We start from the raw sequence: 25829 nt of genomic DNA, 5'->3' as shown, positions 1-25829 counted from the left end.
CAATACATCATATTAACTCATATTCTGACCGCTGTCCATATGGCGGAAAGGGCAGAAAAGCGCCCTGTTCATCCGGACAATGGACAGGGCGCCTCTTTGATACATTTATTTTTCAGCGATGTGGACACGGATTGTGCCTGTCACTTCCGGGTGAAGCTTTACAGGAACGTTGGAGTATCCAAGCGTACGGATCGGATCATCCAGCTCAATTTTCCGTTTGTCGATCTTGATGTTGTGATCCTTCTTCAACTGCTCGGCGATCTGCTTGCTCGTAATCGACCCGAAAAGACGGCCGCTGTCGCCGGATTTCGCATCAAGCTTCACTTCCAGATCAGCGAGCTGAGCCTTGAGGCGCTTCGCTTCCTCCACTTCTTCCTGAGCCTGCTGCTCAACCTTGGCATCCTTGGCTTTTTGTGCCTGCATGTTGCCTTTGGTCGCCTCGACAGCCAGGTTGTTCTTCAGAAGGTAGTTACGTGCATAACCGTCGTTCACTTCTTTAATTTCGCCTTTTTTCCCTTTACCTTTTACATCCGTTTTGAATATGACTTTCATTCTGTGTCTCCCCCTTCAAAATATTCGTCAATAATATCCTGCAGCAAATCTCTGGCATCTTCAATCGTTGTGTCTTCCAGCTGTGTCGCCGCATTGGTCAGGTGACCCCCGCCATTCATCTTCTCCATGATGACCTGGACGTTGATGTCGCCGAGGGAGCGGGCACTGATGCCGATTCGGCCGTCACTGCGTTCAGATATGACAAACGATGCGACGATTCCACTCATCGTAAGCAGCGTATCTGCCGCTTGAGCGATGATGACAGGACCATAGGATTCACCGTGGTCGCCTGTTGATATGGCTATCCCATCTCTATATATGGACGCCTTCTCAATCAACTTGCTCCGCCTTACATAGACATCCAGATCCTCTTTCATGAATTTCTGGACCTGGACGGTATCCGCTCCTTTGGAACGCAGGTAGGAAGCGGCGTCAAACGTTCGTGAGCCCGTACGGAGTGTGAAACTCTTCGTATCGACGATGATCCCGGCAAGCAGGGCCGTCGATTCAAGCATGGACAGCTTCAGCTTCTTCGGCTGATATTCCAAAAGCTCGGTGACAAGCTCGGCCGTGGAAGAAGCATATGGCTCCATGTAGACGAGCGTCGGATCCTTGATGAACTCCTCCGCCCGCCGGTGGTGATCGATGACGACGACATGCTCGGTCTTCGACAGCAGTTTTTCCTCCATGACCATGGATGGTTTGTGCGTATCGACGACGACGAGCAGTGTATTGTTCGTCACCATTTCGAGCGCATCTTCCGGCGGGATGAAGTACTCCCACAAGTCTTCGTCCTTTTCAATCTCTTCGACCATCCGCTGCACGCCTGTATCGATATCATCCGGATCCAGGACGATGGCTGCTTTTTTGTCGTTGGCCTGAGCGATTTTCAGTATGCCGATGGAAGCCCCGATCGAGTCCATATCCGGGGATTTATGTCCCATAATCAAGACCTTTTCACTCGCCTGGACGAGCTCCTTCATAGCGTGGGAGATGACTCGTGCCCGTACACGCGTCCGTTTCTCCATCGGGTTGGTTTTACCGCCGTAGAAGCGGACCTTCCCGGAATCATCCTTGATGGCCACCTGGTCGCCGCCGCGGCCGAGAGCAAGATCCAGACTCGACTGAGACAGCTCCCCGAGTTCAGGCAGGCTGATCGGCCCGACACCGATACCGAAACTCAGTGTCAGTGGAACGTTCTGATCGGTAATCAGTTCGCGGACATCATCCAGGATTTCGAACTTCGCTTTTTCAAGCGTGTAAAGAATCTCCTGGTTCATCACAGCCATAAACCGTTCCTGTGAAGTGCGTTTCAAGTAGATGCCGTAGTCCCCGGCCCATTTGTTCAGAATGGAGGTTACCTGGGAATTGATATGGCTTTTCGCTGTATCATCCATTCCCTGCGTAATTTCCTCATAGTTATCAAGGAAGATGATCGCAAGTACCGTCTGTTCATTTTCATAACGGTTATGAATCTCGGTCTGCTGTGTCCGGTCAAACAGATAAAGCAGGCGCTCCTCCCGTTTGACAACCGTCTGGAATTTATAGCCGTCGATCGTAATCCACACCTCATCCTCCTCTTCCTTCAAAGCAGGAATCAGCTGATCCGACAGCTTTTTCAGCGATTCGCCGACGACCGTATCCTCATTCGTGAACCGGTTCATGTACGGGTTGGCCCATTCGACGGTGTAATTCTCGCTGTACAGGATAATTCCGATCGGCATTTCCAACAGAGCTTCCTCGCCCACCTTTTTCACCCGGTAGGAAAGGGTCGATATATATTCTTCGGTTTCATTGATCATGTGCTGTTCGGTGCGGACACTGTAGAATATCGATGCAGCAAGGAACAGCGTCATCAATAACCCGAGCATCCACTGATAATACCAGATAAACCCGAGCAGAATTAAGGAAATCGCATAGATGATCCATAAGTGTCCGCTCATCGTTGGTTTCTTAAAAAAGTTCGGCATTGCATTCAGCTCCTACCATCTTCTCCGAGCTAGTTTTTTTTCTTCTCACTGACATAGCTGCGCAGTGGAAATCCTAAGTCAATTATACCTAAAATTCGAACAAGATACATGATCAATCCCGGAGAAAGTAATGAAAAAACGATCACCAGGACAGGTACAGCCTTCGGCCACTTCTTCTGTGATGCGTAATAGAAGACGAATGAAAAGCCTTGGATGGCAAGTAGTGTGCCCGCCACAATGAAGACGTTGATGGCTCCGAAGTACACCCAGCCTTCCCGGTCTGTCACCACATAGTTCAAAATCATCGCAAAGAAGTAATACCACAGAATAGACGTCGGCAATCGGAAATTTTTAAACGAAGCAAAGGCATAGGATTTATTTTCAATTCTGTTCATGAGCTTGAACGTCAGCCACAAACTGATCAAGGCCGTAATGACGCTTGTCATGACGAAAATACTTGGGATGATGTCCGGGATGAAGGTGATCGCTTCACGGACTGTGTCCACAGCTTCCTCTGAGCTGTCCCCTTGTCCGAAGATACCCATCGTAGATTCCACCGTGTCTAAACTATCGCTCATCCCTGCGGTGAGTTCATCAATAAGATTGATGCCGAGAAGAAGCTGGACAAGCCCCATACCGAGGACCAGTCCTCCCGTATACCCGACGGTTCCAAGAGCAAGAGACTCATAGGCTGAACGGCCGGCATGCAGGACGCCGCCGGATACCACGCCCCCGATTCCCGCTGTGAGTGTAAAGGGAATGGAAAGGACCGGAACGATCAGCAGACTGAAGATCATCGTTAAACAAAACAGGAGCAGGCCGGGCTTCCAGCCGTGACGGCTGCTGTAATAAATGTATGGCACCGGCAGAACGAACAGCAGTAACGATCCGATTCCTCCCGGCAGGAAAATAATTACCAATAACAATAGCAGATATATCCCTGCCATTAAAGCCCCTTCGGTTATTCTTTTTGAGTTGTTCATATTCAGGTTGCACCTCGACTTTTTTCGCGCTGTCTTAACCTCCCTATTTTAACATATGTACGGTTTGTACGGGTTGTTGTTTACTTACACCTGTTCTGTCTTGGTGAACAGGTGTGAGTCTGGTATGATGAATGAAATTCCACCTGAGGAGGATATTCATGCTGACCGATTATCACGTGCATATGGCTGAAACAGGAAATTTAGACGTCGACTATCTGAGAACCTACATACAAAAAGCAAAAAACGAAGGCATTCAGGAATTAGGCATTTCTGAACATGCGTATTTTTTCCAGGAGACAAAAGAGATTCTCTCCAATCCGTGGGTCAACAACCGGCGGACCCTCGATTTCGACACCTACCAGCAGATGTTTGATGAAGCCGAAAAGCAGGGACTTCCCATTAAAATGGGCATCGAGATGGATTACATGCCTGGTAAGGAAAAAGAGATGGAAGCCTTTATCGAAAACCATCCCTTCGATTATGTGATCGGTTCCGTGCACTGGATCGACGAATGGGGCATCGATCTGGCCATTTACCGCGAGGAATATGAAAAAAGAGATTTGAAAGAAGTCTATGAGCAGTATTTCGACCGCGTCGTCACCCTCGCTGAATCCGGACTGTTCGACTTTGTCGGCCATATCGATGTGATCAAAGTATTCGGCTACCGTCCGGATGACCGTGATTTTCTTATCGGGCAGTACAGGCGGGCGGCGGAAGCACTGGCTTCTACGAATACGTTGATTGAAATCAGTACCGCAGGTCTGAGAAAACCGGTCGGAGAGCTGTATCCTGATCCTGATCTACTGAGGATCTGTAAGGAAGCCGGAGTTGGAATCGTTCTCTGCTCCGATGCCCATAAGCCGGACCATATCGGCTACCGCTATGATGCCGCCATCGACCTTGCGAAATCAGCCGGCTATTCGCATGTCCATACATTTACGAACCGAAAGGCTGAACGTCATCCGATCGGGTAATTAAAAAGGCCGGGCGCTCTCGACGAGCATCCGGCCTTTTCAGCTTGGAGAAAAACTTTTTTTCTAGTGACTCCAATACCTGGTCATGGATAGGATTTTTCCCACGCAAGCGGCAGTAACGACCCCTGTAATGTCCTATAAAACGGCGAAGGAGCGATGCTCAACGTTCTCTTTTATCAGAGGGTAAAGCTGTTTTCCCACAGGCGTCGGCACGAGGAGCGTTCGGTGGTGACGCCTGCGGGAACAGCGCGAGCCGAAGATCCAATTGGTCAAATGGTTTTCTTGACCAATTTAGCTGAGGCCGTGCCCGCGGCAAGCATCCACCGATAAGCGGAACGTGTCCCCCTGAACACGACATGCGGACAACTCTAACTGGATAGGACGAACTTTTTCTACAGACTGAAAGGCCGGACTCCTTATAAGGAGTCCGGCCTTTTTTTCATGATCTGTGTTGATTCATTAATAGCTGATTGGAGCTCCCGGTCCGACTGGGATGCCAAGAATGACCCAGACGAGCAAGAGCAGCAGCCATGCAAGCAGGAAGGCGACCGAATACGGAATCATCATGGAGATGAGGGTACCGATGCCGAGCTTCTTGTCATAACGCTGCGCAAATGCAATGACCACCGGGAAGTACAAGAGCAGCGGGGTGATCATATTCGTCACAGAGTCCGCGATCCTGTAAAGCAGTGTCGTGAATTCCGGGGAGTATCCGAGATTCATCATAATCGGTACGAACACCGGTGCAAGAATCGTCCACTTGGCCGAAGAACTTCCGATAAAGAAGTTGACGACCATCGTCAGGCCGAGGAACGTAAGGATCAGCCCAACACCGTCAAACCCTGTGGAATCAAGGAAATCAGCCCCTTTAAAGGCGATAACCGTTCCAAGGTTGGTCTCACGGAAGTAAGCGATGAACTGACCGGCTGTAAAGGCGAGAGCGATATAACCGCTCATCGTGGCCATCGTTTTTCCTAACAGCTTCGTCAAATCTTTGTCATTGGTAATTTCCTTGACCACAATCCCGTAGATCAGTCCTGGAACGAGGAACAGGATGAAAATGACAAAGACCAGGGCGTTGAAGAACGGTGATTCGATATAAGCCCCGTCCCCGCGCAGCGGCCCGAACGAAAGATAGGCCATCAAAGCGAAGGTAAGCAGGAAACCGATACCGGCCCGGCGCATCCCTTTTTTCTCCCGGGCTGTCAGTTCATCAATCTCCGCGGCTTCGTCCCCTTTATAAGTGCCAAGACGCGGTTCTACAATTTTATCAGTTACGAATGTACCGACAATCGTAATCAACGCAACCGAAGCAGCGGCAAAGAAATAGTTCATCGTCACCGTGATCGTATCAGCGTAGGCAGGGTCAATGGTACCGGCCGCATCAGCCGTCAACTCAAGCAGAATGGCATCCGTGGACGTCAGCGCCAGGTTGGCACCGAAACCACCAGACACACCAGCGAAGGCCGCAGCCAGACCGGCAAGCGGATGACGTCCCAGTCCCAGGAACAGGACAGCGCCAAGCGGCGGAAGAACAACATATCCGGCGTTAACCGCCACACTGGACATGACACCGGCAAATACAAGCGCAGCTGTAAGCAGGCGGCGCGGGAAGGAAAAGACGATGCCCTTCAGTGAGGCGTTGATCAATCCTGTCTGTTCCGCAAGCCCGATACCAAGCATCGTTACAAGAACAGCGCCAAGTGGCGGAAAACCGATGAAGTTTTCAACGGCACTGTTGAATATATAATCCAGTCCACTGAGACTGAATAGGTTTTTGACTTCGACCACTTCTCCTGAGGTCGGGTTGGTGACAGATACACCGGAAAAGATGCCGGAAATCACCACGACAAGCGCTGCCAGAATGGCAAACAGCAGCAAAGGAGAGGGCAGTTTATTCCCCAGCCACTCGATCCCGTCTAATATACGGAAGAGGAGCTTTTTCGGGGCAGAAGCTTCTTTTTGTTGAGCATTCATAATGGTCCTCCTTGTTTTTTTATTTAATACTTACAAATAAGGTCGGCATTAAATTTAACAAGGGATTGTCTCAAAGTCAAAGTTTATGATTCACTTTTTTACAAAAACCACACCAAAATGAACCCACTGGCAGACGATTAGACGGCAAGATCGTCCGTTCCTCCTTATAAAGTTCCCCCTATACGGAGCGGCCTCGTTCCACTTATCGGTGGATGCTCCTCGTAACCTCACCAAAAAAAGAGAACGATTTTCCGTTAAACAGAAGATCGCCCCCTAATTATTAGACATAAAATAATCGAAAATGAACTTTTTCCAATTACGTATGGGGCGCAGACCGTTCCGGAAGAACGAGTGGGCCGGGATCTCTGAGCGTGGGTTTTGCGAGGAAGAGCGGGCGCGGAAAGGGAAGAGCTTATGCTCCTGGCGGTAAGACAGAAAAAAAGCTTGTAAAGAACCAGAGGTTTCTCTACAAGCTGAGACCGGCCTGCTCAGGCCGGTCTTTTGGTTATTTGAGGGTTAAATAATCCACCTGACGGATGTCGGCAATCTCAGAAAGCTGATCAGCCGCCTGCTTATCTATGGCTTTATCGACGGTTAAGACCATGACCGCTTCTCCACCTTCATTCGCACGTCCCACCTGCATCGTTGCAATGTTGACGTCCTGCTCGGCAAGCAGGCTGCCGACACGCCCGATGGCTCCAGGCTGGTCCGTATGGTGAATAACAATCAAATGACCTTCCGGAACGATATCAATGGAATATTGGTCGAGCTGGACGATCCGCGCCCCAAGTCCATTCAAGCGGGTACCGGCTGCACTGCGTGTTTCCTGATCGGTTTCAATTTCCACCGTAATGAGGTTCGTGAAGCCTTTCGTTTTCGTAGACTTCTGCTCATTGATCGTAATGCCTTTATCTGCCGCTGTTTTATAGGCGTTAACATCGTTGACCCGGCTGCCGATGTATCGACCGAGCATACCTTTCACCGCAATTCTCGTCAGCGGCGTCGTATCGATGTCGAGCAGTTCCCCACTGTAGTAGACATTGATTTTTTCAAAGGTGCCTTCTGCAATGCGGGACACAAACGAACCGAGTCGTTCGGAAAGCGTAAAGTATGGCGACAGCTTCTCCATCATTTCGGTAGACACCGAAGGCAGGTTGACCGGATTTCTCACGGTTCCTCCGCGCAGCAGTTCAAGGACGTCGGCACTGACATCGGTCGCCACGTTTTCCTGCGCTTCCACGGTACTTGCACCGAGGTGAGGAGTGGCAATCACTTCAGGCAGGGACAGCAGCGGATGCTCCGTAGCCGGTTCTTCTTCAAATACATCGAGAGCCGCTCCCGCAATTTTCCCGGATTTAACTGCTTCATATAAAGCATTCTCTTCCACGATTCCTCCGCGGGCACAGTTCAAAATACGGGCACCGTCTTTCATGAGTGCAATCGCTTCTTCATTAATCAAGTGCTTCGTTTTTTCAATCAGCGGCGTATGTACAGTCAGGAAATCCGCCTGCTGGAGTACTTCTTCCAGTGTACCGTGGGTGACGCCTGCCTTCTGTGCTTTTTCTTCATTAAGAAAAGGATCGAAGGCAACGACTTTCATGCGGTGCCCTTTGGCGCGCTGGGCCACCTCGCGGCCGATCCTTCCGAAGCCTACAATTCCAAGCACTTTATCCTTCAGCTCCACACCGACGAATTTCTTGCGTTCCCAGCGTTTCTGCTGAAGCTGGTGATACGCCTGCGGGATGTTGCGGGCCAGAGACATGAGCATCGCCATGGTGTGTTCGGCTGTGGAAATCGTATTGCCATCCGGGGCGTTCACGACAATCACACCATTGTCGGTGGCCGCATCCAAATCGATGTTATCAACACCGACACCGGCACGGCCGATGATTTTCAGGTGGGTTCCATGTTCAATGACTTCACGCGTTACCTGCGTCTGGCTGCGGACAATCAATGCTTCAGCAGAGCCGACCGCTTCCAACAGTTCCTCATGGGACAAGGACGTTTCCTTAATGATTTCGATATCATCCGCTTCACGGAGCGGTTTGATGCCTTCCTCACTCAATGGATCACTAATTAACACTCGGTGCATGGATTAATCCTCCCTTGTAAAATCGAGGTACGCCGCCTGAGCTGCTGCTGTACCCGCACCCGGTTCAAACGTATGACCAAGGCGCTTCAGAATGATTTCGATAATGCCGATATACTGCAGAACATTGGCCGGACGGGAGTACCCCATATGGCCGACACGGAAGATTTCACCCTTCAGCTGTTTCTGTCCGCCGGCAAGCTGCAGGCCGAATTCTTCTCTTGCCAGTTTTCTCAACTGCTCGGCTTCGAACGTTTCCGGCCGGACGGAGGTGACCGTCGTGGATGCCTCTCCATCGGAAACGAGCAGAGGAATCTGAAGAGCCTGAAACGCTTCACGTGTCATCTGCTTCATTAATGCATGACGTTCATACACTTTTTCCAACGTTTCTTCCTCTAAAAGACGCAGCGCTTCCTGCAGGCCGAACAGCAGGGAAAGAGCAGGAGTGTACGGGGTCTGACCGGCCATCAGCTGCTTACGGTAGACGCGCAGATCCAAATAAAAACGCGGTCTCGGATTCTGATCGATGACTGTCCATGCAGCATCCGCTACGGCAACAAACGCAAGACCCGCCGGGAGCATCATCGCCTTTTGCGAACCGGAGACTAAGATATCGATTCCAGAGGCGTCCATATTCAAACCAGCGCCGCCGATCGAAGAGACACCATCAACAATAACAAGCGCCTCACTGACTTCCTTCACTTTTTCAGCGACGGCCTCCACCGGGTGCATGACTCCGGTCGATGTTTCACAGTGCGTCACGAATACAGCCTTGATATCCGGGTTCTCCTGGAGGGCCTGTGTCACCTGATCGACCTTTACAGCCTCTCCCCATGTGACATCGAGGCGGTGGACATTCAATTCATAGGTTTGACAAATCTGGGCAAAACGATCACCGAACGCACCGGCCACAACGACAAGCACTTCATCTCCCGGCTGGGTGACATTGACGACAGCAGATTCCAGCGCGGACGTCCCGCTTCCTGTTATAACGAGAACGTCACCGGATGTACCGAAGACCGGCTTCAACCTCGGGGCGATGTCCTGCATCAATTCCTTGCATTTTTCTCCTCTGTGTCCAATCATCGGCTGACTCATACTGCGGTCCACACTCGGCGGGATCGGCGTCGGTCCCGGAGTATGAAGCAAATCCCATTCACGCTTCATTCGACTTGTACCTCCTATTTATTCAATGCTCTCTTTTCATCTTTTAGACGCGTTAAAACGTTAGAAAAGAATTGGATATTCTATAATCCTATCAGAAGTAAACCCGATGTCAATGTAATGGGAATATTCTGTTTAAAGCAGGATAAGCCGGTGTTTTCCCGCGTATGCCAAAGGATTAGACAAAAATAGACTTTGCTTTTTTTCTTATTTATTTGTATAATTCAAAAAGTAATTATTTTTAGAAAATTTAAACTATAGGGGGAGTCACTTTGAGAAAACATCTGTTGGTGCTTTTCGGATTGATGTTTGTGCTTGTACTGGCAGCGTGCAGCGGCGGGGACAGCGAAACATCATCTGAATCAGGGGAAGGTAATGAGGAAACATCAGAAGGAACAGAAGAAAGCAGTGCTTCGGGAGAACAGGAAATCACGATTACATCAAAAAGTGAGATCCCAAGCATGGACCCGTCCTTGATTACGGATTCCGTCGGATTCCAATGGGCAGGGGAAACCTACGAGGGACTTTACCGACTCGATGAAAACAGCCAGCTTGTCAACGGAATGGCGGAAAGCTCTGAAGTGAGCGAAGACGGCCTGACGTGGACATTCAACCTGCGTGACGCCGAATGGTCAAACGGCGATCCGGTTACCGCTGACGATTTCGTTTACGCGTGGAGAAGAGCGGTTGATCCGGAAGTGGGATCCGAGTACGGTCCATACTTCCTTGGTGGCATCATTAAAAATGCAACTGAAATCAGCAACGGGGAAGCTTCTCTGGAAGACCTCGGAGCAACAGCTGTCGATGATAAAACGCTTGAAGTCGAGCTGGAAAAGCCGGTTCCTTACTTTGAGTCCATGACGGTCTTCATCACGTTCATGCCGCTCAATCAGGAGTATGTTGAAGAGCAAGGGGACAAGTTCGCAACAGAAGCGGAATATACCATTTCCAACGGACCGTTCGAAATGACTGAATGGAGCCACGGCGAAGGCTGGTCGATCGAAAAGAGCGATTCCTACTGGGATAACGAAACGGTGCAGCTTGAGAAAATCAATGCCAAAGTCGTAAAAGAAGTTTCCACCGGTGTGAACCTTTATGAGTCCGGTGAAATTGATCAGACAGAATTGAATGCGGAATTTGTCGACCAGTATCGTACGAACGAAGCGTTCAACGTCGTCGAAAAACCATACTTATATTTCTTCAAGTTCAATCAGGAAAATAACGAGGCGCTAGCCAATGTAAACGTACGTAAGGCCATTTCCTACGCGATCGACCGTCAAGGTCTTGTCGATGTTATCCTGAATGACGGATCTGTTCCGGCAGAAGGTTATGTCCCATCCAACTTCGTGTCCATGCCGGACAGTGAGGAAGATTTCCGCGAGGCACAAGGGCCGCTTGTAGAATCCAATGTTGAGAAAGCTAAAGAGCACTGGAGCAAGGCGCTTGAGGAACTTGGTACAGATTCTGTTGAAATCGAGCTGCTGGGTGATGATACAGGGACATCCAAAGATGCCCTTGCGTATTACCAAAACCAGCTAGAAGAAAACCTGGACGGCCTGACGATCAAGCTTCTGGAAGTACCATTTAAGGAACGTGTCCGCCGTGACAACAATTCCGAATTCGAAATCGAAGCGGCTACGTGGGGACCGGACTACGTGGACCCGAACACGTACTTGAACATGTATTTGACAGATGGTCAGAACAACAACATGGCGTACTCCAGCGAAGAGTATGACAGCTTAATTGACAAAGCCAATTCAGAGTATGCCCAGGATCCGGCGAAGCGTTTTGAAACCTTCCTGGAAGCCGAGAAGCTGCTTCTTGAAGAAGATCAGGCTGTGGCTCCTATCTATCAGGATGCCAAAGCACAGCTGTTCCGCCCGTCCATTAAAGGCGTTTATTCTACAGCAACAGGCCCTGAATTCGAATTCAAGTGGGCTTACGTTGAAGAGTAATAGATATCATAGAGAAAGCAGGAGCAATAAGCTCCTGCTTTTTTATATGTAGATAACTCCCATTTACCCCAACGCCTCCAGTCTTCCTTATTCAAGTAAAATGCTTTCGATTACGGTAAGTGGACGTCTCCCTACACGTATACAACACATCGTTCAGGGTTCCTGTCATGACCCGTACGGCATGTTCTTGTAAAACAAGGATCGTTTAGAAACTTCATATCCTTCATCATTTGGTGAAGTCACGAGGAGCGTTCGGTGGTGACGCCTGCGGGAACAGCACAGGTCGAAGATCCACTTGGGCAGGTGTTCTTTCTGCCCAAGTTAGCTGAGGCCGTGCCCGCGGCAAGCATCCACCGATAAGCGGAACGTGACCGTTCACCCAAATGGTGGTCAAGGTTCCTCACTCACCAGCTTGAAAGGCAGGAGCGATAAGCTCCTGCTTTTTTACTTTTATTTACACCCTCTCCCTTGAAATACGGGTGACTCCCGCTGTATAGTCTAAGGATAACGAGAAAAGGGGTGGTGTCATGAAACGCCATTACATCCGAGGCTTGTATTATATGGCAGGCCTTTTCATTATGACCGCCGGTATTGCCTTGACTATTCAATCCTCCCTCGGTACCTCACCTTTTGACGCCCTTCTTGTAGGACTGCACCGGACATTCGGATTGACAATCGGCAGCTGGGAAATTGTTGTCGGCCTGACGATGATCCTGTTTAATGCGGCGGCATCGAAGAAAAAACCGGAACTTTTCGCTGTCATCACCTCCCTGATGACAGGGGCAGGGATTGATTTCTGGGTGTTTCTTCTAAGAGAATCCATCCAGCCGGAAACAGCAGCCGTACAGTTTATCTGCCTGATCAGCGGCATGATCATTGCCGGTTTCGGGATTGCGATGAACCTTCAGGCAGATTTTGCACCGAATCCCTTCGACCGGATGATGCTTGTGATTAAGGATTTAACAGGATGGAACGTTTCGATATCGAGAGCCTTCATCAGCATCATTCTTGTCATTCTGGCGGCCTTGTTCGGAGGAGCGGTGGGAATCGGCACCGTGATCATTACCATTTTCAGCGGGTATATCATTAACATCTTTATGAAGATGATCGACCAGTTCGACCAGCGTACCTTCCAGGCCGCTCCACTGAGAGAATCGTAACGTTACGATTCTCTCAGCACCAATGCTTCCTGAGGACCGAAAAATTCATAGTGCATCGCATCCTCCTTCACACCCCACTCGGTCAGACTCCTGTACACCGCTGTCATAAACCCCTTCGGTCCGCAGAAATAAAATTCAGCATCTTTCGGAACCGTACGCTGAAGGATATCCAAATCAACGAAGCCCCGCTCATGAAACGCGTCCGAGCGGATATCTTCTTCTGTCGGCTGTTCATAAACGAAGCAGGACTTCTCTTTCAGCATATCCTCTTTGAATGCGTGCACCCTGCCGTTCCTAGCCGCATGAATAACATAAATATCCCGTTTAGGCTGCCGTGCTGCAGCTTCCTTCTGCATGCTCATCAATGGAGTCAATCCTGCCCCTCCGCTGATCAGAACGAGCGGACGCTTACGGTCATCCAGGTGGAAATCACCGGCCGGAACGCTTACTGGAAGCGTATCTCCAACATTCACATGGTCATGCAGCCACGTTGAAACGATTCCGGCCGGAACATCCTCGGATCCTGCCTCACGTTTGACGGTGATTCTGAAATGATCACTGCCCGGAGCATCAGATAAGCTGTACTGACGAAGATGATCATAGGACTCCCCTTCGATCTCAGCTTTCACCGTAATGTATTGACCAGCTTTGTAACGGGGCAGTGGGCGCTCGTCTTCCGGCTCCAGGTAAAAGGACGTCATTTCATCACTTTCCTTCACTTTATCAACGACCTGCATCAACCTCCAGTCTGACCAGCCACCTTTCTGATCCTCCGCTGCTTCATATAAGTCTTTTTCGACATCGATGAAAACACCTGCAATGACACCATAAGCCTCTCCCCAGGCTTCAATAACTTCATCCGTCGCCTGCTCGCCAAGCACTTCCTTCATCGCTTTCAGCAGATATTCACCAACAATGGGGTAATGTTCCGGCTGAACATTCAAGCTTCGATGCTTTTCCGCAACTGTTCTGACCTGAGGAAGCACCGCGCCAAGGTTTTCGATATGAAGAGCTGCCATGTAAACCATATTTGCCAGGGCTCTCGGCTGATCTCCCGCCCGTTGGTGGGTCTGGTTGAAGATATTTCTAAGCTCCGGATAATTTTCAAAAAGTCGTTTGTAAAACAAGGTCGTAATCGTCTCTCCATGCTCCTCCAGCACAGGAACCGTTGCCTTAATAATCCGTACCGTTCTTTCATCAAGTGGATGTTTAACGTGATTGGTCATCATTCAAACCCCTTTAAAAGATGTATTTTATATACACCTTTATTGTATCGAAAGATAATTCTTCTGCAACGTCTTTTCCACAAAAAGATTTGACAATTCGAAGGCAGTCTTCTCTCCGCTTTTCATAGAAATGCATGTGGTATGATAAAAGAAATAGAAAACAAGAAGGGGTGCCGGACATGCAGCTAAAGAAATATACGGATTATGCCCTGAGGGTACTGATGTTTGCCGGGTCCAAGGAAGACGGTGCCCTGGCGAACAAAAAGGAAATTTCCGAGGTGTTTCATATATCTGAAAACCATCTGGGGAAAATCATTCATGAATTGAGCAGGCTCGGTCTGATTGAAACGATCCGGGGAAGAGCTGGAGGAATTCGTCTGGCTGAAGAACCGAAAGATATAAATATTGGAAGCGTCGTACGGGCGATGGAGGATAATTTCCATCTGTTGGAGTGCTTTGACTGTGGATCGGATTACTGCGTCCTTACACCGGCGTGCCGGCTGAAACGTGCCCTGCACGAAGCTCTGGCCGCATTCTTTCAAGTGCTGGACAGCTATACACTGGCGGACTTACTGGATAATCGGGGAGAACTGCAGAAGCTGATGGGGCTGGCCTGAACATAAAAAAACCGTGAAGTCTATAAAAGACTTCACGGTTTTTAGTAACGCTGCTATTACTCAGTAGAGTAAGGAAGCAGGGCCATTTGACGAGAGCGTTTGATCGCTTTTGTCAATTTACGCTGATATTTAGCAGAAGTTCCAGTTACTCGACGAGGAAGAATTTTTCCACGGTCAGAGACGAAACGTTTCAGCAAATCAACATCTTTATAGTCGATGTGTGTGATTCCGTTAGCTGTGAAGAAACACACCTTTTTACGTTTTCCGCGTCCACGACGTGCCATGTAGCATTCACTCCTTTCTGATTAAAATGGTAGATCGTCGTCTGATATATCGATGGGTTCGCCATTATCTGCGAATGGATCATCGTTTCGTTGATTATTATTATTGGAACCGAAGTTGTTTCCTGATGGTTGATTCTGATTTGGCTGGTATCCTGAACCTCCACGGTTTCCTCCGCCCTGCGAAGAACCACCCTTGGATTCAAGGAATTGTACGCTGTCTGCAACGACTTCGGTTACAAACACACGCTTGCCTTCCTGATTGTCGAAACTGCGGGACTGTAGACGTCCGTCCACTCCGACAAGACTGCCTTTACTCATGAAATTCGCAAGGTTCTCCGCTGCTCTTCTCCAAACGACACAGTTGATGAAATCGGCATCGCGATCTCCCTGATTGTTTGAGAACGGGCGGTTCACAGCGATCGTAAAGTTGGCGACAGCTACTCCGTTTGGCGTATAGCGTAAATCAGGATCCTTCGTCAATCTGCCGGCTAGTACGACACGATTTAACACCAGAATCACTCCTTATTTGTCATCTTCGCGTACTGCGATGTGGCGGATAATATCATCCGTGAACTTCGCCTGACGGTCGAATTCATTGATCGCTTCACGTGTACCGTTGAAATCAACTGTTACGTAGATTCCATCACGGTGGTCGTTAATTTCGTAAGCAAGACGGCGCTTGCCTAGTTCTTTAACTTCCTGGATCTCCGCTCCGTTATCTGTAAGGATTTTGCTGAAACGATCTTTGACAGACGTTTTCGCTTCCTCCTCGATATCTGGGCGGATGATATACATGATTTCGTATTTTCTATTCATCCGTTTTCACCTCCTTATGGACTTAACGGCTCCTTTTTCGTAAAGAGGAGCAAGGAGTAATTCGTTTAATTACTCACAATATAGTATTGTAACAAACTTGTCCTCACTTTACAACCTTTTGTGGAAGGTTCCCCGTTTATACGTTGAAACGGAAATGGATGACGTCGCCGTCTTTGACCAGATATTCTTTTCCTTCAAGGCGTACACGGCCGCGGTCACGAGCAACGCCCATTGTTCCAGCATCAACCAGATCCTCATAGGACACTGTCTCAGCACGGATGAAGCCGCGCTCGAAGTCCGTGTGAATGATACCGGCCGCCTGTGGAGCGGTCATGCCTTCCTTAAAGGTCCAGGCGCGCACTTCCTGTTCGCCGGCAGTAAAATATGTCGCCAGGCCGAGCAGGTTGTAGGTCGCTTTGATCAATTGATCAAGACCGGATTCCTCGATTCCAAGATCGTCCAGGAATTCGTCCTTTTCATCGCCATCAAGCTCAGCGATTTCAGACTCGATTTTTGCACAGACGACAATGACTTCTGCGTTCTCTTTAGCCGCAAATTCACGGATCTGCTTCACTTTGTCATTGTCACCTTCGCCAATTTCATCTTCACTTACGTTAGCCACATAGAGGATGGGCTTGGAAGTTAAAAGATGGAGACCTTTCACGACTTTTTCCTGATCGGTGCTGAATTCGACAGCGCGGGCGGGTGTTTCAGCTTCCAATGCTTCCTTCAGCTTTTCAAGAACGGCATATTCAGCAACGGCGTCCTTGTCCTTCTGACGGGCAAGCTTAGCTACACGGTCCAGACGCTTCGAAACCGTCTCAAGGTCGGCAAGGATCAGTTCGAGGTTGATCGTTTCGATATCGGTAATCGGATCGACCTGACCGGAAACGTGGGTGATGTTTTCATCTTCGAATGCGCGTACAACGTGGCAGATCGCATCCACCTGGCGGATATGGGAGAGGAACTGGTTGCCGAGACCTTCCCCTTTACTTGCGCCTTTGACGATGCCGGCGATATCCGTAAACTCAAATGCGGTCGGAACAGTTTTCTTAGGGTTCACGAGCTCGGTCAGCTTTTCCAGCCGCGAATCCGGTACTTCCACGATCCCGACGTTCGGATCTATTGTGGCGAACGGATAGTTGGCGGATAAAGCGCCTGCCTGTGTAATTGCGTTAAACAACGTAGATTTCCCTACGTTCGGTAAACCTACGATTCCAGCTGTTAGTGCCATATGAGACTTTCACTCCTTAAGGATTTACATACATGCATGTTAGTCCACTTTATTATAGATTCTGTACTTGAAAATAACAACCTGCGCCGTCCCGTCCTTACGGGGAAAAGCACAGCCCAAAAGTCCATTTTCCACTATAACAAATTCACCCTTTGCAAAGAAACAGACCGAATAATGGAAGTTTGTCCTTTTTTTCCTCTTTCCATAAAAAAACCTCCCCTGTCAAAGGGAAGGCTTTCGTTCATTCACTCGGTTCCAACACTTTTTTCATCTTCGTTTCAAACTTCCGGCGCGGGACGAGGACACTGTGTCCGCAGCCTTCACATTTGATCCGGATATCCGCCCCCATGCGGATGATTTTCCAGCGGTTCTCGCCGCAGGGGTGCGGTTTTTTCATCTCCACCACATCATTGAGTTGATAGGATTTCTCTGCCATAACTGTGCTCCTCCTTATTGATCGACCGCTTCATTCTCGTTCTCGTTATGCCGGGAATACATGACCATACGAGGAAACGGAATTTCAATGCCTTCCTGATTCAGCCGGTTTTTCACTTCTTTACGGATCACCCGTGCCACCGCCCAGTGCTCCATCGGGTTAACCTCAGCGATCACACGCATCACGACTTCCGATGCTCCGAGGTTCTGAACACCAAGGAGTTCCGGCATAGTAATGATTTCCTCATAACGTTCCGGCAGTTCCTCAAGCAGTTTTGAAATGACCTGCTCGGCCCGCTCGATGTCCTCCTCATAGGCCACTTTCACATCGACGACCGCCACACTGTTGTGCATGGAATAGTTGGTCACCTGAGTTACATTGCCGTTCGGCAGAATATGGACTTCGCCTGTCCATGCTTTCACCTTACACGTCCGGAGACCGACTTCTTCGACGAAGCCTTCGACACCGGAGGTCTGGATATAGTCGCCGACGGAAAACTGATCTTCAAAGATAATGAAGAAGCCGGAAATCACGTCGCGCACAAGGTTCTGGGCCCCGAAGCCGATCGCAAGGCCTGCTACACCGGCACCGGCAAGGAGTGCAGCGATGTTGATCGTCAGCGTCTCCAAAATCATAATAAAGGCAACAAAGTAGACGACATAGGACAACGCATTGACGACCAGCTTGTTCAGCGTCGCTTCCCGGCGCTGGGTAATTTGAAATGGCCCCCTGCGTTTATTCGCAAAAAACTGCGCAATCAAACCGCGCCCGATCCGGATAATCAGCAGAGACAGCACAATGATCATAATGATCTTCAACGCGCCGATTCCGTAACTCCACCAAATCTCCGGATCTTTGACATAACTGACAAGTTCCTCCCACTGTGTTTTGGCATCCTCCACAGCTTTCGTTGGCTCACTCACCGCTTTCCCTCCTGTACGTCTATGAATATGACATTCATTTTAACAGGTTTTCAGCGAATTTTGAATCTGGAAAGAACGGGGTATAAAAGAAGGGCAAGGAGCACGTATAAATTCAGGATGCCGTACAGCGGATACAAGTATTCAATTAACGTGGAGAAACCGAAAGAAGTGAAAGGAAGCATGATGGCAATCACCATCATCGCCAGAATCCAGAGCGGCTGCCGGACGTAATCCCGGAACCTTGTGACGAGCCCGAGTGTGCCGGAGGCCGCGGTGGTGAAAATGGCAATCCAGAGCATCACCGACATGAAGATCATCATTTCGTACGGATAATGTTTAAGAATCGCGAAAAGGGGGATTTCATACAAAATGATGTCTTCTGCAATTTGGATCAGACTGTTGTTATAGAGATAGGAAACGACTCCGAGGACCACACCGCTTCCGATACTGGCCACCCAGATCTCTCCTTTGCGTCTGACCTGGTTGCCGATCGCCCCGAGGACAGCAATCAAAGGCAGGATGTTCAGTGCGGTAAACGGAAACGCCGCCAGCCAGTTGCTCATCTCATGCACATGGCCGAAAAGGGACAGGTCCTGATCTTTGATGAATAAGATGAGGACGAATAACAGACCTGCAATCAGCAGCGGCAGAACAAAGCTGTTCACGACGACGATCCCTTTGACGTCCCATACAAACAGGAGAATAAGCGGAATGATAATCAGAACGACCCCGAACTTATAAGAGAAGTTGAAGGCCTGCAGAGTCGCTCCACTGCCTGCCAGCATAATGACCGTCGTCGTAAACAGATAGACGATGATCATCCAGTCATATACGCCGGTCAGACGACGGCCGACGACCGCGCGGAGGACAGGGAGATAATGGCCGCTTTCCAGCTTGAAACTGATCGACAAAATCACCCAGCAGCAGAAGATGAACATAATCGAAAACAAGAGGATGGCCAGACTGCTGTCATCACCAAAAAACTGCCACAGCTCTCTTCCGGAAGCATAGCCGGCCCCTATCATCGTTCCGACAATCAAAAACATCCACTTACAACCCGCTTTTATCATGACCGTTCCTCCACATCTATGTATTTGCGACGTATAGAACCAAGGACAACCTTATATACTGTTACTACTATGTGTCTGGAGGAGAAGCTATGAATTTCAAGGACAAGTTTTCCAAAGAAGAGAAACGCGTCAGCACTGAAGACCCGGCCATGAGTGATCAGCTTGCCGACTATTTGAATGACTGGCTTCCCCCGTCGAAGGACATTGTCGTCGCCTGTATCGGAACCGACCGTTCCACGGGAGATTCCTTCGGTCCGCTCGTCGGGTCGATGCTTCACGATCAATTACTGGATACCTTCCATATATACGGCACACTGGAAGAACCGCTTCACGCCCTGAACCTGAAAGAACGGCTGTCTGCCATCCACCGGGAACATGTAAACCCGTACATTCTCGCTGTTGACGCCTGCCTCGGCAAATCTTCCTCTGTCGGTTCCGTTGTTCTCGGTAAAGGGTCCTTGAACCCGGGCTCCGCATTAAAAAAGGACCTGCCCCCGGTAGGGCAGATCCATATCAGCGGGATGGTCAATGTCAGTGGATTCATGGAGCATGTCGTCCTGCAGAACACACGGCTTCACGTCGTCATGCAGATGGCGGCTAAAGTGGCCGCAGCCATTCAGATGACCGAAGCGAAGCGGAAGAAAACAAGCATGGAGACACGGCCGTTCCAGGCGTTCACAACGTCCCGGCCGGTCATTCACAAACGGATCCAGTAACATTAAAACCACTGGTAGACCCAGAGAATCACTCCAACCATCAGCAGCGAAGGCAGCAGGTTGGCTGTGCGGATTTTGGTTATATTCAGCATATTCAGCCCGATGGCTGTGATCAGCAGACCGCCGGCTGCCGTCATTTCCACGATGAATTGATCAAGGATCGCTTCCGGCACCCAGGCATTTATCTGCGTCGCCAGGAGGGCGATGCCTCCTTCATATAACACAACGGGTACGACGGAAAACAACACGCCGAATCCGAGCGTCGAGGTCAGGACGAGCGCCACAAATCCGTCGATGATCCCTTTAGTGATCAGCACTTCATGGTCCTGGCGCAGACCACTATCCAGGGCACCCAGAACCGCCAGCGCCCCGATGACGAAAATGAGGGAGGCGGTGATGAATCCTTGTGCGATCCGTGTTTCCTGACCCGGGCGGCTGAATTTTTCCTCCAGCCACCGGCCTGTGGACTGCAGCTTTTCCTCAAGAGAAGCTGCCTCCCCGATCAAGCCGCCGAGCAGCAGACTAAGCAGAACGATGACGATGTTTTCTGTTTCGAACGCCATCTGCAGCCCGATCAAAAGAACGGCAAGACCGATCCCGTTCATGACCGTTTCCTTAAACCGCTCAGGGATTTTTGTGAAAAATAGACCAAGCCCTGTACCTACAGCGATACAGAGTCCATTGACGAGGGCTCCTGTTAAAACCATCGGCTTTCGACCTCCTCACACAAAAATAAACCAGAGACCCTGAGGCCCCTGGTCTGTACGCGTTACTCCTGGAACATATCGAGAATTCTCTCCAAATCCGCTTCATTGGTGAATTCGATCTCAATTTTCCCTTTCCGACGGCCTTTTTGGATTTTCACAGCTGTACCGAGCCGGTTTCTCAGATCGGTTTCCCGCTCCTTCAAAAACACATCGGCCGGTTTCGGCTGCTTTTTATCTTTCGCACGTGTCTGGTTCTTTTCGTGGATCAGCTGCTCCACCTGCCGGACATTGAGGGATTCTTTGACGATCCGGCCGGCGAGTGTAATCTGCTCCGACCGGTCTTTCAACCCGAGCAGAGCCCGTCCATGGCCCATGGAGAGGCTGCCGGATTCGATCAGCTCGATCACTTCCTGTGGAAGCGACAAAAGACGGATGAGATTGGCAATGTGCGAGCGGCTTTTCCCGAGTCGTTTGGACAGAATTTCCTGCGTGACGTTCAGTTCCTTGATCAACTTTTCATAGGAACGGGCTTCCTCCACCGGGGAGAGATCTTCACGCTGCAGGTTCTCCAGCAGAGCCAGCTCCATCATTTCCTCATCCGTCAGATTCTTGACGATGGCAGGAACCGTCTCCAGCTCCGCCTGCCTGGCTGCCCGCAGACGGCGCTCACCAGCAATAATCTCATAGCCTTTGATGCTTTTCCGGACAATTAAAGGCTGGAGGATACCGTGGGTTTCAATCGACTGCTGAAGTCCGTCAAGGGCCTCTTGATCGAACTGTCTGCGGGGCTGGTACGGGTTCGGCCGGCATGCGCCCACAGACACATCAATCAGTTCATCATCCTCCATGGAGCCGGTAATCAGAGAATCCAGCCCTCTACCTAACCCTCTCACCATTTGTAATCACTTCCTTTGCTAATTCTAAATAGACTTCTGCTCCTCTTGATTTCGGATCATACAGGATTGCCGGACGTCCGTGGCTGGGAGCTTCGCTCAACCGGACATTACGGGGGATGATCGATTGATAGACCTTATCCTGGAAATATTTTTTCACTTCTTCGATCACCTGGATGCCGAGGTTGGTCCTGGCATCGAGCATCGTCAGCAGGACCCCTTCAATCATCAGCTGCTTATTTAAATGCTTCTGGACAAGCCGGATGGTGTTCAACAACTGGCTCAATCCTTCAAGCGCATAATATTCACACTGGACTGGAATTAATACCGTATCAGAAGCGGTCAGGGCGTTCAACGTCAAAAGGCCTAAAGAGGGCGGACAGTCAATAATGATATAGTCGTAATCCGCTTTCAATTGATCCATGGACTTTTTCAACTGCGCTTCTCTTGAAATCGTCCGCACCAGTTCAATTTCTGCACCGGCAAGCTGGATGGTGGCGGGGATGGCATCGAGGTTCTGCACGAGCGTTTCCGTCCGGACCTTGTCCGCCTTCACATCATCGATGAGAACGTTGTAGATGCATTGATCCACTTCCCCCTTTTCCACACCTATCCCGCTCGTGGCGTTTCCCTGCGGGTCGATATCAACTAAAAGGACTTTATGATGGAGATAAGCCAAGCATGCACTTAAATTGACGGCTGTCGTCGTTTTACCGACGCCGCCCTTTTGATTTGCGATGGAAATCACTTTCCCCATGGTGTCACCTGCCTCTGTTTTAGTATAATTCTACCATTTCCCCCGGAAAATAGGCGGAACAGCTTAAAAAAAGCCCCATCTCCACTAAAAAAGTCAAGATGGGTACGGGACGTTATGATTTTTTCTTCGGAATTTTAATGGTGATTTGATAATAATCATCATGATCCTGCTCGTCTGTTTCCAGATCGATTCCGGTATCTGTCACCATATTCAACGACTGGCGGATCGTATTCATCGCAATCCGCATATCCTTGTTCACCCCTTTGAGGGTAGGTTTCTTTTTCTTCGGTTTTGGATCGGAAAGCTTGGCAATCCGTTCCTCCGTCTGCTTCACGTTCAGCTGCTTTTCAATGATTTCCTTCAGTACCTGTTCCTGTACTTCCGGATCCTTTAACGAGATCAGGGCACGGGCGTGACGCTCCGTAATCTGCTTGTCCATGATGGCCTGCTGGACGGATTCCGGCAGCTTCAGAAGCCGGATTTTGTTCGCAATGGTCGACTGGCTTTTACCGAGACGCTGAGCCAGGGCCTCCTGTGTCAGTTGATGAAGCTCAATCAGCTTCGCATAGGCGAGCGCTTCTTCAATGACGGTTAATTCCTCCCGCTGCAGGTTCTCAATCAAGGCCACCGACGCCGTCTGGGAGTCATTCATATCACGGATGATCGCCGGTACGGTCTCCCATCCGAGTGACTGGACAGCGCGCCACCGGCGTTCACCGGCAATCAATTCATATTCTTCTTCATTTAACCGACGGAGAACGATCGGCTGAATCATCCCATGCGTATGTATCGTCTGGGCAAGTTCGCTGATCTTCTCGCTGTTAAAAATCGCTCGTGGCTGATAGCGGTTAGGCTGTACACGATCTACGGGAACCTGTACAACTTCATCGGGACTGTAGCCTTGTTCCTCATTGTTGTCATTATCCGATTCCGGTTTGTCCCCAAGCCCGAATAAACGACCAAAAGGATGTAACACGATCAGACACCACCTTTATACGATCAAGCATACGCCTTTATTATTAAGAATGAAAGGAATGGTTTGAAACATAAAAAGCGCCGCAGGCTGTAGACGCTGCTGCGCACACGTATGCCGTTTTCTTTTCTCTCATTATTTTATCACATTTATACAGGGAAAAGTATCTTGATGAACGAAGATTTTACATCCTTCCCCTGTCGAAACCGGCGGGATCCTTGAAAATCCGTGCCGGTTTGATGCGTTTTTCCCTTTCTCTCCCTATGACAGATTTCGTCGATAAATTTTGTTCTATGCCTGTGCCTCGCAAAAAAACGCCTGAAAGCAGGCGCTTTTGTTTCACATGGAACGTCGCTGTGATCCACGAACGAGTCCGTACACGTCAATATCCTTGAATTCCCCTCTATGAAGCATATCCTCCTTCAAGGTTCCTTCGTAAGTGAGACCGGCTTTTTGCATGACGCGCGTAGAGGCCGGGTTGTCGGAAATCGCTGCAGCCCAGATACGGTGCAGGCCGATGTCCTCCAAACCGAACCGGACGACCCGCCGGGCTGCTTCGGATCCATAGCCGTGTCCCCAGTAGGGCCGGCCGATCCAATAGGCGAGTTCGCCTTTTTGGTGTGCCTCATCGATACGGAGCGTCATCGTCCCCAGCAGTCCATCATCTTTCTTCTGCTTTACGGCAAAAGGAAAAGCTTTCTTTTCCTCCATCCAGGAATCATGGGAAGCGATCCATTCCTTCGCGTGTTCGATCGTATAGGGATGGGGAACGAATGTCGTTGCCGCCACTTCCGGATTTCCCGCGAGTTCTGCCGTTTTCTCTATTAGATCTTCTGTAAAAGGCTCTAACATCAGACGTTCTGTTCTCAAAAGCCATGTCATACATCTCATCCTCCTGCTTTCCCTTTTCTGGACAGGAGACTGTAATTCCTTTTATTAACATCGAATTTCATAATAAAAAAGCTGGCTTAGTGGAAACATGAGCACAAATGGACAAGGAATAGCAGCATAACCAATTTTATGAGAGCAGGTGTCCGTATGGAAATTCAACCGTCCTATAAGGCGGGAGATGTCGTATATGTCATCTACCGCAATCCACACACGTATGATGTGGCGAATGTACAGGAAGCAGCCGTCGTCAATAATCCGGAACAGCCGGGCGAACTGGCTCTGTTTTTGTACGAAACGTATTTTCCACTCGACGAAAACATCGCTGTGTATGCTTCCGAAGGCGAAGCGGAAAGGGCCTATTACGATGCCTTCGGCGGCGGGGCTGAATCGGAGGGACAGCTGTGGTAAAGCCATTCGTACCAGAACTTGTTTATATTGAACCCCGGGCCCTGGAATACCCCTTAGGCCGGGAATTAAAGGAAAAATTCGAAGACATGGGAATTGAAATCCGGGAAACCACCTCCCATAACCAGGTCCGGAACCTGCCGGGGGAAAATGATTTCCAAAAGTACCGGATAGCCAAATCCACCCTTGTCGTCGGTGTAAGAAAAACATTGAAATTTGATACGTCCAAGCCGTCAGCAGAATATGCCATCCCTCTTGCGACAGGCTGTATGGGCCACTGCCATTATTGTTACCTGCAGACGACGATGGGCAGCAAGCCGTATATCCGTACGTATGTGAACGTCGATGAAGTGCTCGACTCTGCGGAGCAGTACATGAAGGAGCGGGCACCGGAAATGACCCGCTTTGAAGCCTCCTGTACGTCTGACATTGTCGGCGTCGATCACTTGACTCATTCCTTGAAACGGGCGATCGAATATTTCGGGCAGTCTGAATACGGTCAGCTCCGGTTCGTGACAAAATTCGCGCATGTGGATCACCTGTTGGATGCGAAGCATAACGGACGCACACGGTTCCGCTTCAGTATGAATGCTGATTATGTCATTAAATATTTGGAGCCGGGCACATCAAGGCTCGATGACCGTATCGGTGCCGCCGTGAAAGTGGCCGAAGCCGGTTACCCGCTGGGCTTCATCATCGCCCCGATCTATCTGTATGAAGATTGGAAGGCAGGGTACAAAGAGTTGTTTGAAAAACTTCAGGACAGACTCCCGGACCACGCTGTACAGGATCTGACGTTTGAACTGATCCAGCACCGGTTTACAAAACCGGCCAAACGCGTCATTCAGAAAAACTATCCGATGACAAAACTTGAAATGGACGAAGAGAAACGCAAATACAAATGGGGGCGCTATGGCATCGGAAAGTACGTCTACCAAAAAGATGAACAGGAAGAGATGAAGAATGTCCTCGGCGGCTACATTGCCAAATACTTCCCTGAAGCAAGCCTTGAATATTTCACGTGAAACAAAAAAGGCCTCCATCCAGAGGCCTTTTT

General features: G+C 49.7%; 26 protein-coding genes. 7 read left to right on the top strand and 19 right to left on the bottom strand.

Annotated elements, in window-relative coordinates; genetic code table 11:
• Positions 1-105: 105 nt before the first annotated feature.
• Genes rplI through ACXADP_RS01625 form a run of 3 tightly spaced genes read right to left on the bottom strand, consistent with a single transcriptional unit; the run spans position 106 to position 3505 of the window.
• Complete coding sequence (gene rplI, locus ACXADP_RS01635; RefSeq protein WP_474970123.1) at positions 106-552, bottom strand: 50S ribosomal protein L9; 447 nt, start codon at positions 550-552, stop codon at positions 106-108.
• Positions 549-2522: a DHH family phosphoesterase gene (locus ACXADP_RS01630; protein WP_474970124.1), complete on the bottom strand. Its 1974-nt coding sequence runs from the start codon at positions 2520-2522 to the stop codon at positions 549-551. The genes rplI and ACXADP_RS01630 overlap by 4 nt, the downstream gene beginning before the upstream one ends.
• Before the next feature lie 29 nt (positions 2523-2551).
• Entirely contained in the window at positions 2552-3505 is a 954-nt protein-coding gene (locus tag ACXADP_RS01625; RefSeq protein ID WP_474970644.1) for a YybS family protein, read from the bottom strand.
• 158 nt (positions 3506-3663) lie between these two features.
• Between ACXADP_RS01625 and ACXADP_RS01620 the strand changes: the two genes are divergently transcribed.
• Positions 3664-4479, top strand: coding sequence for a histidinol-phosphatase HisJ family protein (locus ACXADP_RS01620; RefSeq protein WP_474970126.1), 816 nt, complete (start codon positions 3664-3666; stop codon positions 4477-4479).
• Between the two features lie 459 nt (positions 4480-4938).
• On the opposite strand, the gene ACXADP_RS01615 is transcribed toward ACXADP_RS01620, so the two are convergent.
• The 3 genes from ACXADP_RS01615 to ACXADP_RS01605 form a co-directional block, all read right to left on the bottom strand.
• Positions 4939-6456, bottom strand: coding sequence for an AbgT family transporter (locus tag ACXADP_RS01615; RefSeq protein ID WP_474970643.1), 1518 nt, complete (start codon positions 6454-6456; stop codon positions 4939-4941).
• 505 nt (positions 6457-6961) lie between these two features.
• Positions 6962-8548, bottom strand: a complete 1587-nt coding sequence (gene serA, locus ACXADP_RS01610) for a phosphoglycerate dehydrogenase (RefSeq protein ID WP_474970642.1) — start codon at positions 8546-8548, stop codon at positions 6962-6964.
• 3 nt (positions 8549-8551) lie between these two features.
• Positions 8552-9712 (bottom strand): pyridoxal-phosphate-dependent aminotransferase family protein, encoded by a 1161-nt coding sequence (locus tag ACXADP_RS01605; protein ID WP_474970129.1) that lies wholly within the window; start codon positions 9710-9712, stop codon positions 8552-8554.
• A 302-nt stretch (positions 9713-10014) separates the two neighbouring features.
• Between ACXADP_RS01605 and ACXADP_RS01600 the strand changes: the two genes are divergently transcribed.
• On the top strand, positions 10015-11664 hold the full coding sequence (locus tag ACXADP_RS01600) for a peptide ABC transporter substrate-binding protein (protein ID WP_474972283.1): 1650 nt from the start codon (positions 10015-10017) through the stop codon (positions 11662-11664).
• Between the two features lie 527 nt (positions 11665-12191).
• Complete coding sequence (locus ACXADP_RS01595; RefSeq protein ID WP_474970130.1) at positions 12192-12824, top strand: YczE/YyaS/YitT family protein; 633 nt, start codon at positions 12192-12194, stop codon at positions 12822-12824.
• 2 nt (positions 12825-12826) lie between these two features.
• On the opposite strand, the gene hmpA is transcribed toward ACXADP_RS01595, so the two are convergent.
• Complete coding sequence (hmpA, locus tag ACXADP_RS01590) at positions 12827-14050, bottom strand: NO-inducible flavohemoprotein (RefSeq protein WP_474970641.1); 1224 nt, start codon at positions 14048-14050, stop codon at positions 12827-12829.
• A gap of 179 nt (positions 14051-14229) precedes the next feature.
• On the opposite strand from hmpA, the gene ACXADP_RS01585 reads away from it, so the two are divergent.
• Positions 14230-14667, top strand: coding sequence for an Rrf2 family transcriptional regulator (locus ACXADP_RS01585; RefSeq protein ID WP_474970640.1), 438 nt, complete (start codon positions 14230-14232; stop codon positions 14665-14667).
• A gap of 56 nt (positions 14668-14723) precedes the next feature.
• Here ACXADP_RS01585 and rpsR read toward each other — a convergent pair whose 3' ends face one another.
• The 7 genes from rpsR to ACXADP_RS01550 all read right to left on the bottom strand — a co-directional run bounded on the left by rpsR (position 14724) and on the right by ACXADP_RS01550 (position 19430).
• Positions 14724-14951, bottom strand: coding sequence for a 30S ribosomal protein S18 (gene rpsR / locus ACXADP_RS01580; RefSeq protein ID WP_027955890.1), 228 nt, complete (start codon positions 14949-14951; stop codon positions 14724-14726).
• A 21-nt stretch (positions 14952-14972) separates the two neighbouring features.
• Positions 14973-15461, bottom strand: coding sequence for a single-stranded DNA-binding protein (ssb, locus tag ACXADP_RS01575; RefSeq protein WP_027955889.1), 489 nt, complete (start codon positions 15459-15461; stop codon positions 14973-14975).
• A 12-nt stretch (positions 15462-15473) separates the two neighbouring features.
• A complete protein-coding gene (gene rpsF / locus ACXADP_RS01570) occupies positions 15474-15767 on the bottom strand; it encodes a 30S ribosomal protein S6 (protein ID WP_027955888.1) in 294 nt (97 codons plus the stop codon).
• A 136-nt stretch (positions 15768-15903) separates the two neighbouring features.
• Positions 15904-17001 carry a redox-regulated ATPase YchF gene (gene ychF / locus ACXADP_RS01565; RefSeq protein ID WP_474970133.1) on the bottom strand — a complete coding sequence of 366 codons (1098 nt, stop codon included), beginning with the start codon at positions 16999-17001 and terminating at the stop codon, positions 15904-15906.
• 241 nt (positions 17002-17242) lie between these two features.
• Positions 17243-17437 carry a DUF951 domain-containing protein gene (locus ACXADP_RS01560; RefSeq protein ID WP_474970134.1) on the bottom strand — a complete coding sequence of 65 codons (195 nt, stop codon included), beginning with the start codon at positions 17435-17437 and terminating at the stop codon, positions 17243-17245.
• 14 nt (positions 17438-17451) lie between these two features.
• Positions 17452-18360 (bottom strand): mechanosensitive ion channel family protein, encoded by a 909-nt coding sequence (locus ACXADP_RS01555; RefSeq protein WP_474970135.1) that lies wholly within the window; start codon positions 18358-18360, stop codon positions 17452-17454.
• A 50-nt stretch (positions 18361-18410) separates the two neighbouring features.
• Entirely contained in the window at positions 18411-19430 is a 1020-nt protein-coding gene (locus ACXADP_RS01550) for a YkvI family membrane protein (RefSeq protein ID WP_474970136.1), read from the bottom strand.
• A gap of 89 nt (positions 19431-19519) precedes the next feature.
• Here ACXADP_RS01550 and yyaC point away from each other — a divergent pair, with 89 nt between their 5' ends.
• Positions 19520-20146: a spore protease YyaC gene (yyaC, locus tag ACXADP_RS01545; protein WP_474970137.1), complete on the top strand. Its 627-nt coding sequence runs from the start codon at positions 19520-19522 to the stop codon at positions 20144-20146.
• Positions 20147-20148: 2 nt separating this feature from the next.
• Here the strand turns inward: yyaC and ACXADP_RS01540 are convergent, their stop codons facing one another.
• From ACXADP_RS01540 to ACXADP_RS01520, 5 genes are all read right to left on the bottom strand, one after another.
• On the bottom strand, positions 20149-20853 hold the full coding sequence (locus tag ACXADP_RS01540; RefSeq protein ID WP_474970138.1) for a DUF554 domain-containing protein: 705 nt from the start codon (positions 20851-20853) through the stop codon (positions 20149-20151).
• Positions 20854-20915: 62 nt separating this feature from the next.
• Positions 20916-21749, bottom strand: a complete 834-nt coding sequence (locus tag ACXADP_RS01535) for a ParB/RepB/Spo0J family partition protein (protein WP_474970639.1) — start codon at positions 21747-21749, stop codon at positions 20916-20918.
• Entirely contained in the window at positions 21730-22503 is a 774-nt protein-coding gene (locus ACXADP_RS01530; protein ID WP_027955880.1) for a ParA family protein, read from the bottom strand. Before ACXADP_RS01530 ends, ACXADP_RS01535 begins: the two co-directional genes overlap by 20 nt.
• A gap of 112 nt (positions 22504-22615) precedes the next feature.
• Positions 22616-23479 (bottom strand): nucleoid occlusion protein, encoded by an 864-nt coding sequence (gene noc / locus ACXADP_RS01525; RefSeq protein ID WP_474970638.1) that lies wholly within the window; start codon positions 23477-23479, stop codon positions 22616-22618.
• A gap of 336 nt (positions 23480-23815) precedes the next feature.
• Entirely contained in the window at positions 23816-24358 is a 543-nt protein-coding gene (locus ACXADP_RS01520; RefSeq protein ID WP_474970637.1) for a GNAT family N-acetyltransferase, read from the bottom strand.
• Between the two features lie 156 nt (positions 24359-24514).
• Here ACXADP_RS01520 and ACXADP_RS01515 point away from each other — a divergent pair, with 156 nt between their 5' ends.
• Entirely contained in the window at positions 24515-24775 is a 261-nt protein-coding gene (locus tag ACXADP_RS01515; RefSeq protein WP_474970142.1) for a transcriptional regulator SplA domain-containing protein, read from the top strand.
• The gene (splB, locus tag ACXADP_RS01510) at positions 24769-25797 is read left to right on the top strand and encodes a spore photoproduct lyase (protein WP_474970143.1); all 1029 of its coding nucleotides are present in this window, start codon (positions 24769-24771) and stop codon (positions 25795-25797) included. Before ACXADP_RS01515 ends, splB begins: the two co-directional genes overlap by 7 nt.
• Positions 25798-25829: the final 32 nt, after the last annotated feature.

The sequence above is a fragment of the Halobacillus sp. AWH4_228 genome, assembly GCF_056158365.1.
Note: the sequence above shows the minus strand (reverse complement) of the source record. Positions and strands in the feature narration are given on the sequence as shown.

What these genes read in the sequence shown, in the direction of transcription:
- ACXADP_RS01630 (WP_474970124.1), bottom strand. Translation starts at nt 2,522, where the DNA reads ATGCCGAACTTTTTTAAGAAACCAACGATGAGCGGACACTTATGGATC.
- serA (WP_474970642.1), bottom strand. Translation starts at nt 8,548, where the DNA reads ATGCACCGAGTGTTAATTAGTGATCCATTGAGTGAGGAAGGCATCAAA.
- rpsR (WP_027955890.1), bottom strand. Translation starts at nt 14,951, where the DNA reads ATGGCACGTCGTGGACGCGGAAAACGTAAAAAGGTGTGTTTCTTCACA.
- ACXADP_RS01560 (WP_474970134.1), bottom strand. Translation starts at nt 17,437, where the DNA reads ATGGCAGAGAAATCCTATCAACTCAATGATGTGGTGGAGATGAAAAAA.
- ACXADP_RS01520 (WP_474970637.1), bottom strand. Translation starts at nt 24,358, where the DNA reads ATGACATGGCTTTTGAGAACAGAACGTCTGATGTTAGAGCCTTTTACA.
- ychF (WP_474970133.1), bottom strand. Translation starts at nt 17,001, where the DNA reads ATGGCACTAACAGCTGGAATCGTAGGTTTACCGAACGTAGGGAAATCT.
- ACXADP_RS01550 (WP_474970136.1), bottom strand. Translation starts at nt 19,430, where the DNA reads ATGATAAAAGCGGGTTGTAAGTGGATGTTTTTGATTGTCGGAACGATG.
- ACXADP_RS01530 (WP_027955880.1), bottom strand. Translation starts at nt 22,503, where the DNA reads ATGGGGAAAGTGATTTCCATCGCAAATCAAAAGGGCGGCGTCGGTAAA.
- ACXADP_RS01605 (WP_474970129.1), bottom strand. Translation starts at nt 9,712, where the DNA reads ATGAAGCGTGAATGGGATTTGCTTCATACTCCGGGACCGACGCCGATC.
- ACXADP_RS01540 (WP_474970138.1), bottom strand. Translation starts at nt 20,853, where the DNA reads ATGGTTTTAACAGGAGCCCTCGTCAATGGACTCTGTATCGCTGTAGGT.
- hmpA (WP_474970641.1), bottom strand. Translation starts at nt 14,050, where the DNA reads ATGACCAATCACGTTAAACATCCACTTGATGAAAGAACGGTACGGATT.
- ACXADP_RS01625 (WP_474970644.1), bottom strand. Translation starts at nt 3,505, where the DNA reads ATGAACAACTCAAAAAGAATAACCGAAGGGGCTTTAATGGCAGGGATA.
- rpsF (WP_027955888.1), bottom strand. Translation starts at nt 15,767, where the DNA reads ATGAATAGAAAATACGAAATCATGTATATCATCCGCCCAGATATCGAG.
- ACXADP_RS01585 (WP_474970640.1), top strand. Translation starts at nt 14,230, where the DNA reads ATGCAGCTAAAGAAATATACGGATTATGCCCTGAGGGTACTGATGTTT.
- ACXADP_RS01515 (WP_474970142.1), top strand. Translation starts at nt 24,515, where the DNA reads ATGGAAATTCAACCGTCCTATAAGGCGGGAGATGTCGTATATGTCATC.
- ACXADP_RS01595 (WP_474970130.1), top strand. Translation starts at nt 12,192, where the DNA reads ATGAAACGCCATTACATCCGAGGCTTGTATTATATGGCAGGCCTTTTC.
- ACXADP_RS01535 (WP_474970639.1), bottom strand. Translation starts at nt 21,749, where the DNA reads ATGGTGAGAGGGTTAGGTAGAGGGCTGGATTCTCTGATTACCGGCTCC.
- ACXADP_RS01600 (WP_474972283.1), top strand. Translation starts at nt 10,015, where the DNA reads ATGTTTGTGCTTGTACTGGCAGCGTGCAGCGGCGGGGACAGCGAAACA.
- ACXADP_RS01620 (WP_474970126.1), top strand. Translation starts at nt 3,664, where the DNA reads ATGCTGACCGATTATCACGTGCATATGGCTGAAACAGGAAATTTAGAC.
- rplI (WP_474970123.1), bottom strand. Translation starts at nt 552, where the DNA reads ATGAAAGTCATATTCAAAACGGATGTAAAAGGTAAAGGGAAAAAAGGC.
- yyaC (WP_474970137.1), top strand. Translation starts at nt 19,520, where the DNA reads ATGAATTTCAAGGACAAGTTTTCCAAAGAAGAGAAACGCGTCAGCACT.
- ACXADP_RS01615 (WP_474970643.1), bottom strand. Translation starts at nt 6,456, where the DNA reads ATGAATGCTCAACAAAAAGAAGCTTCTGCCCCGAAAAAGCTCCTCTTC.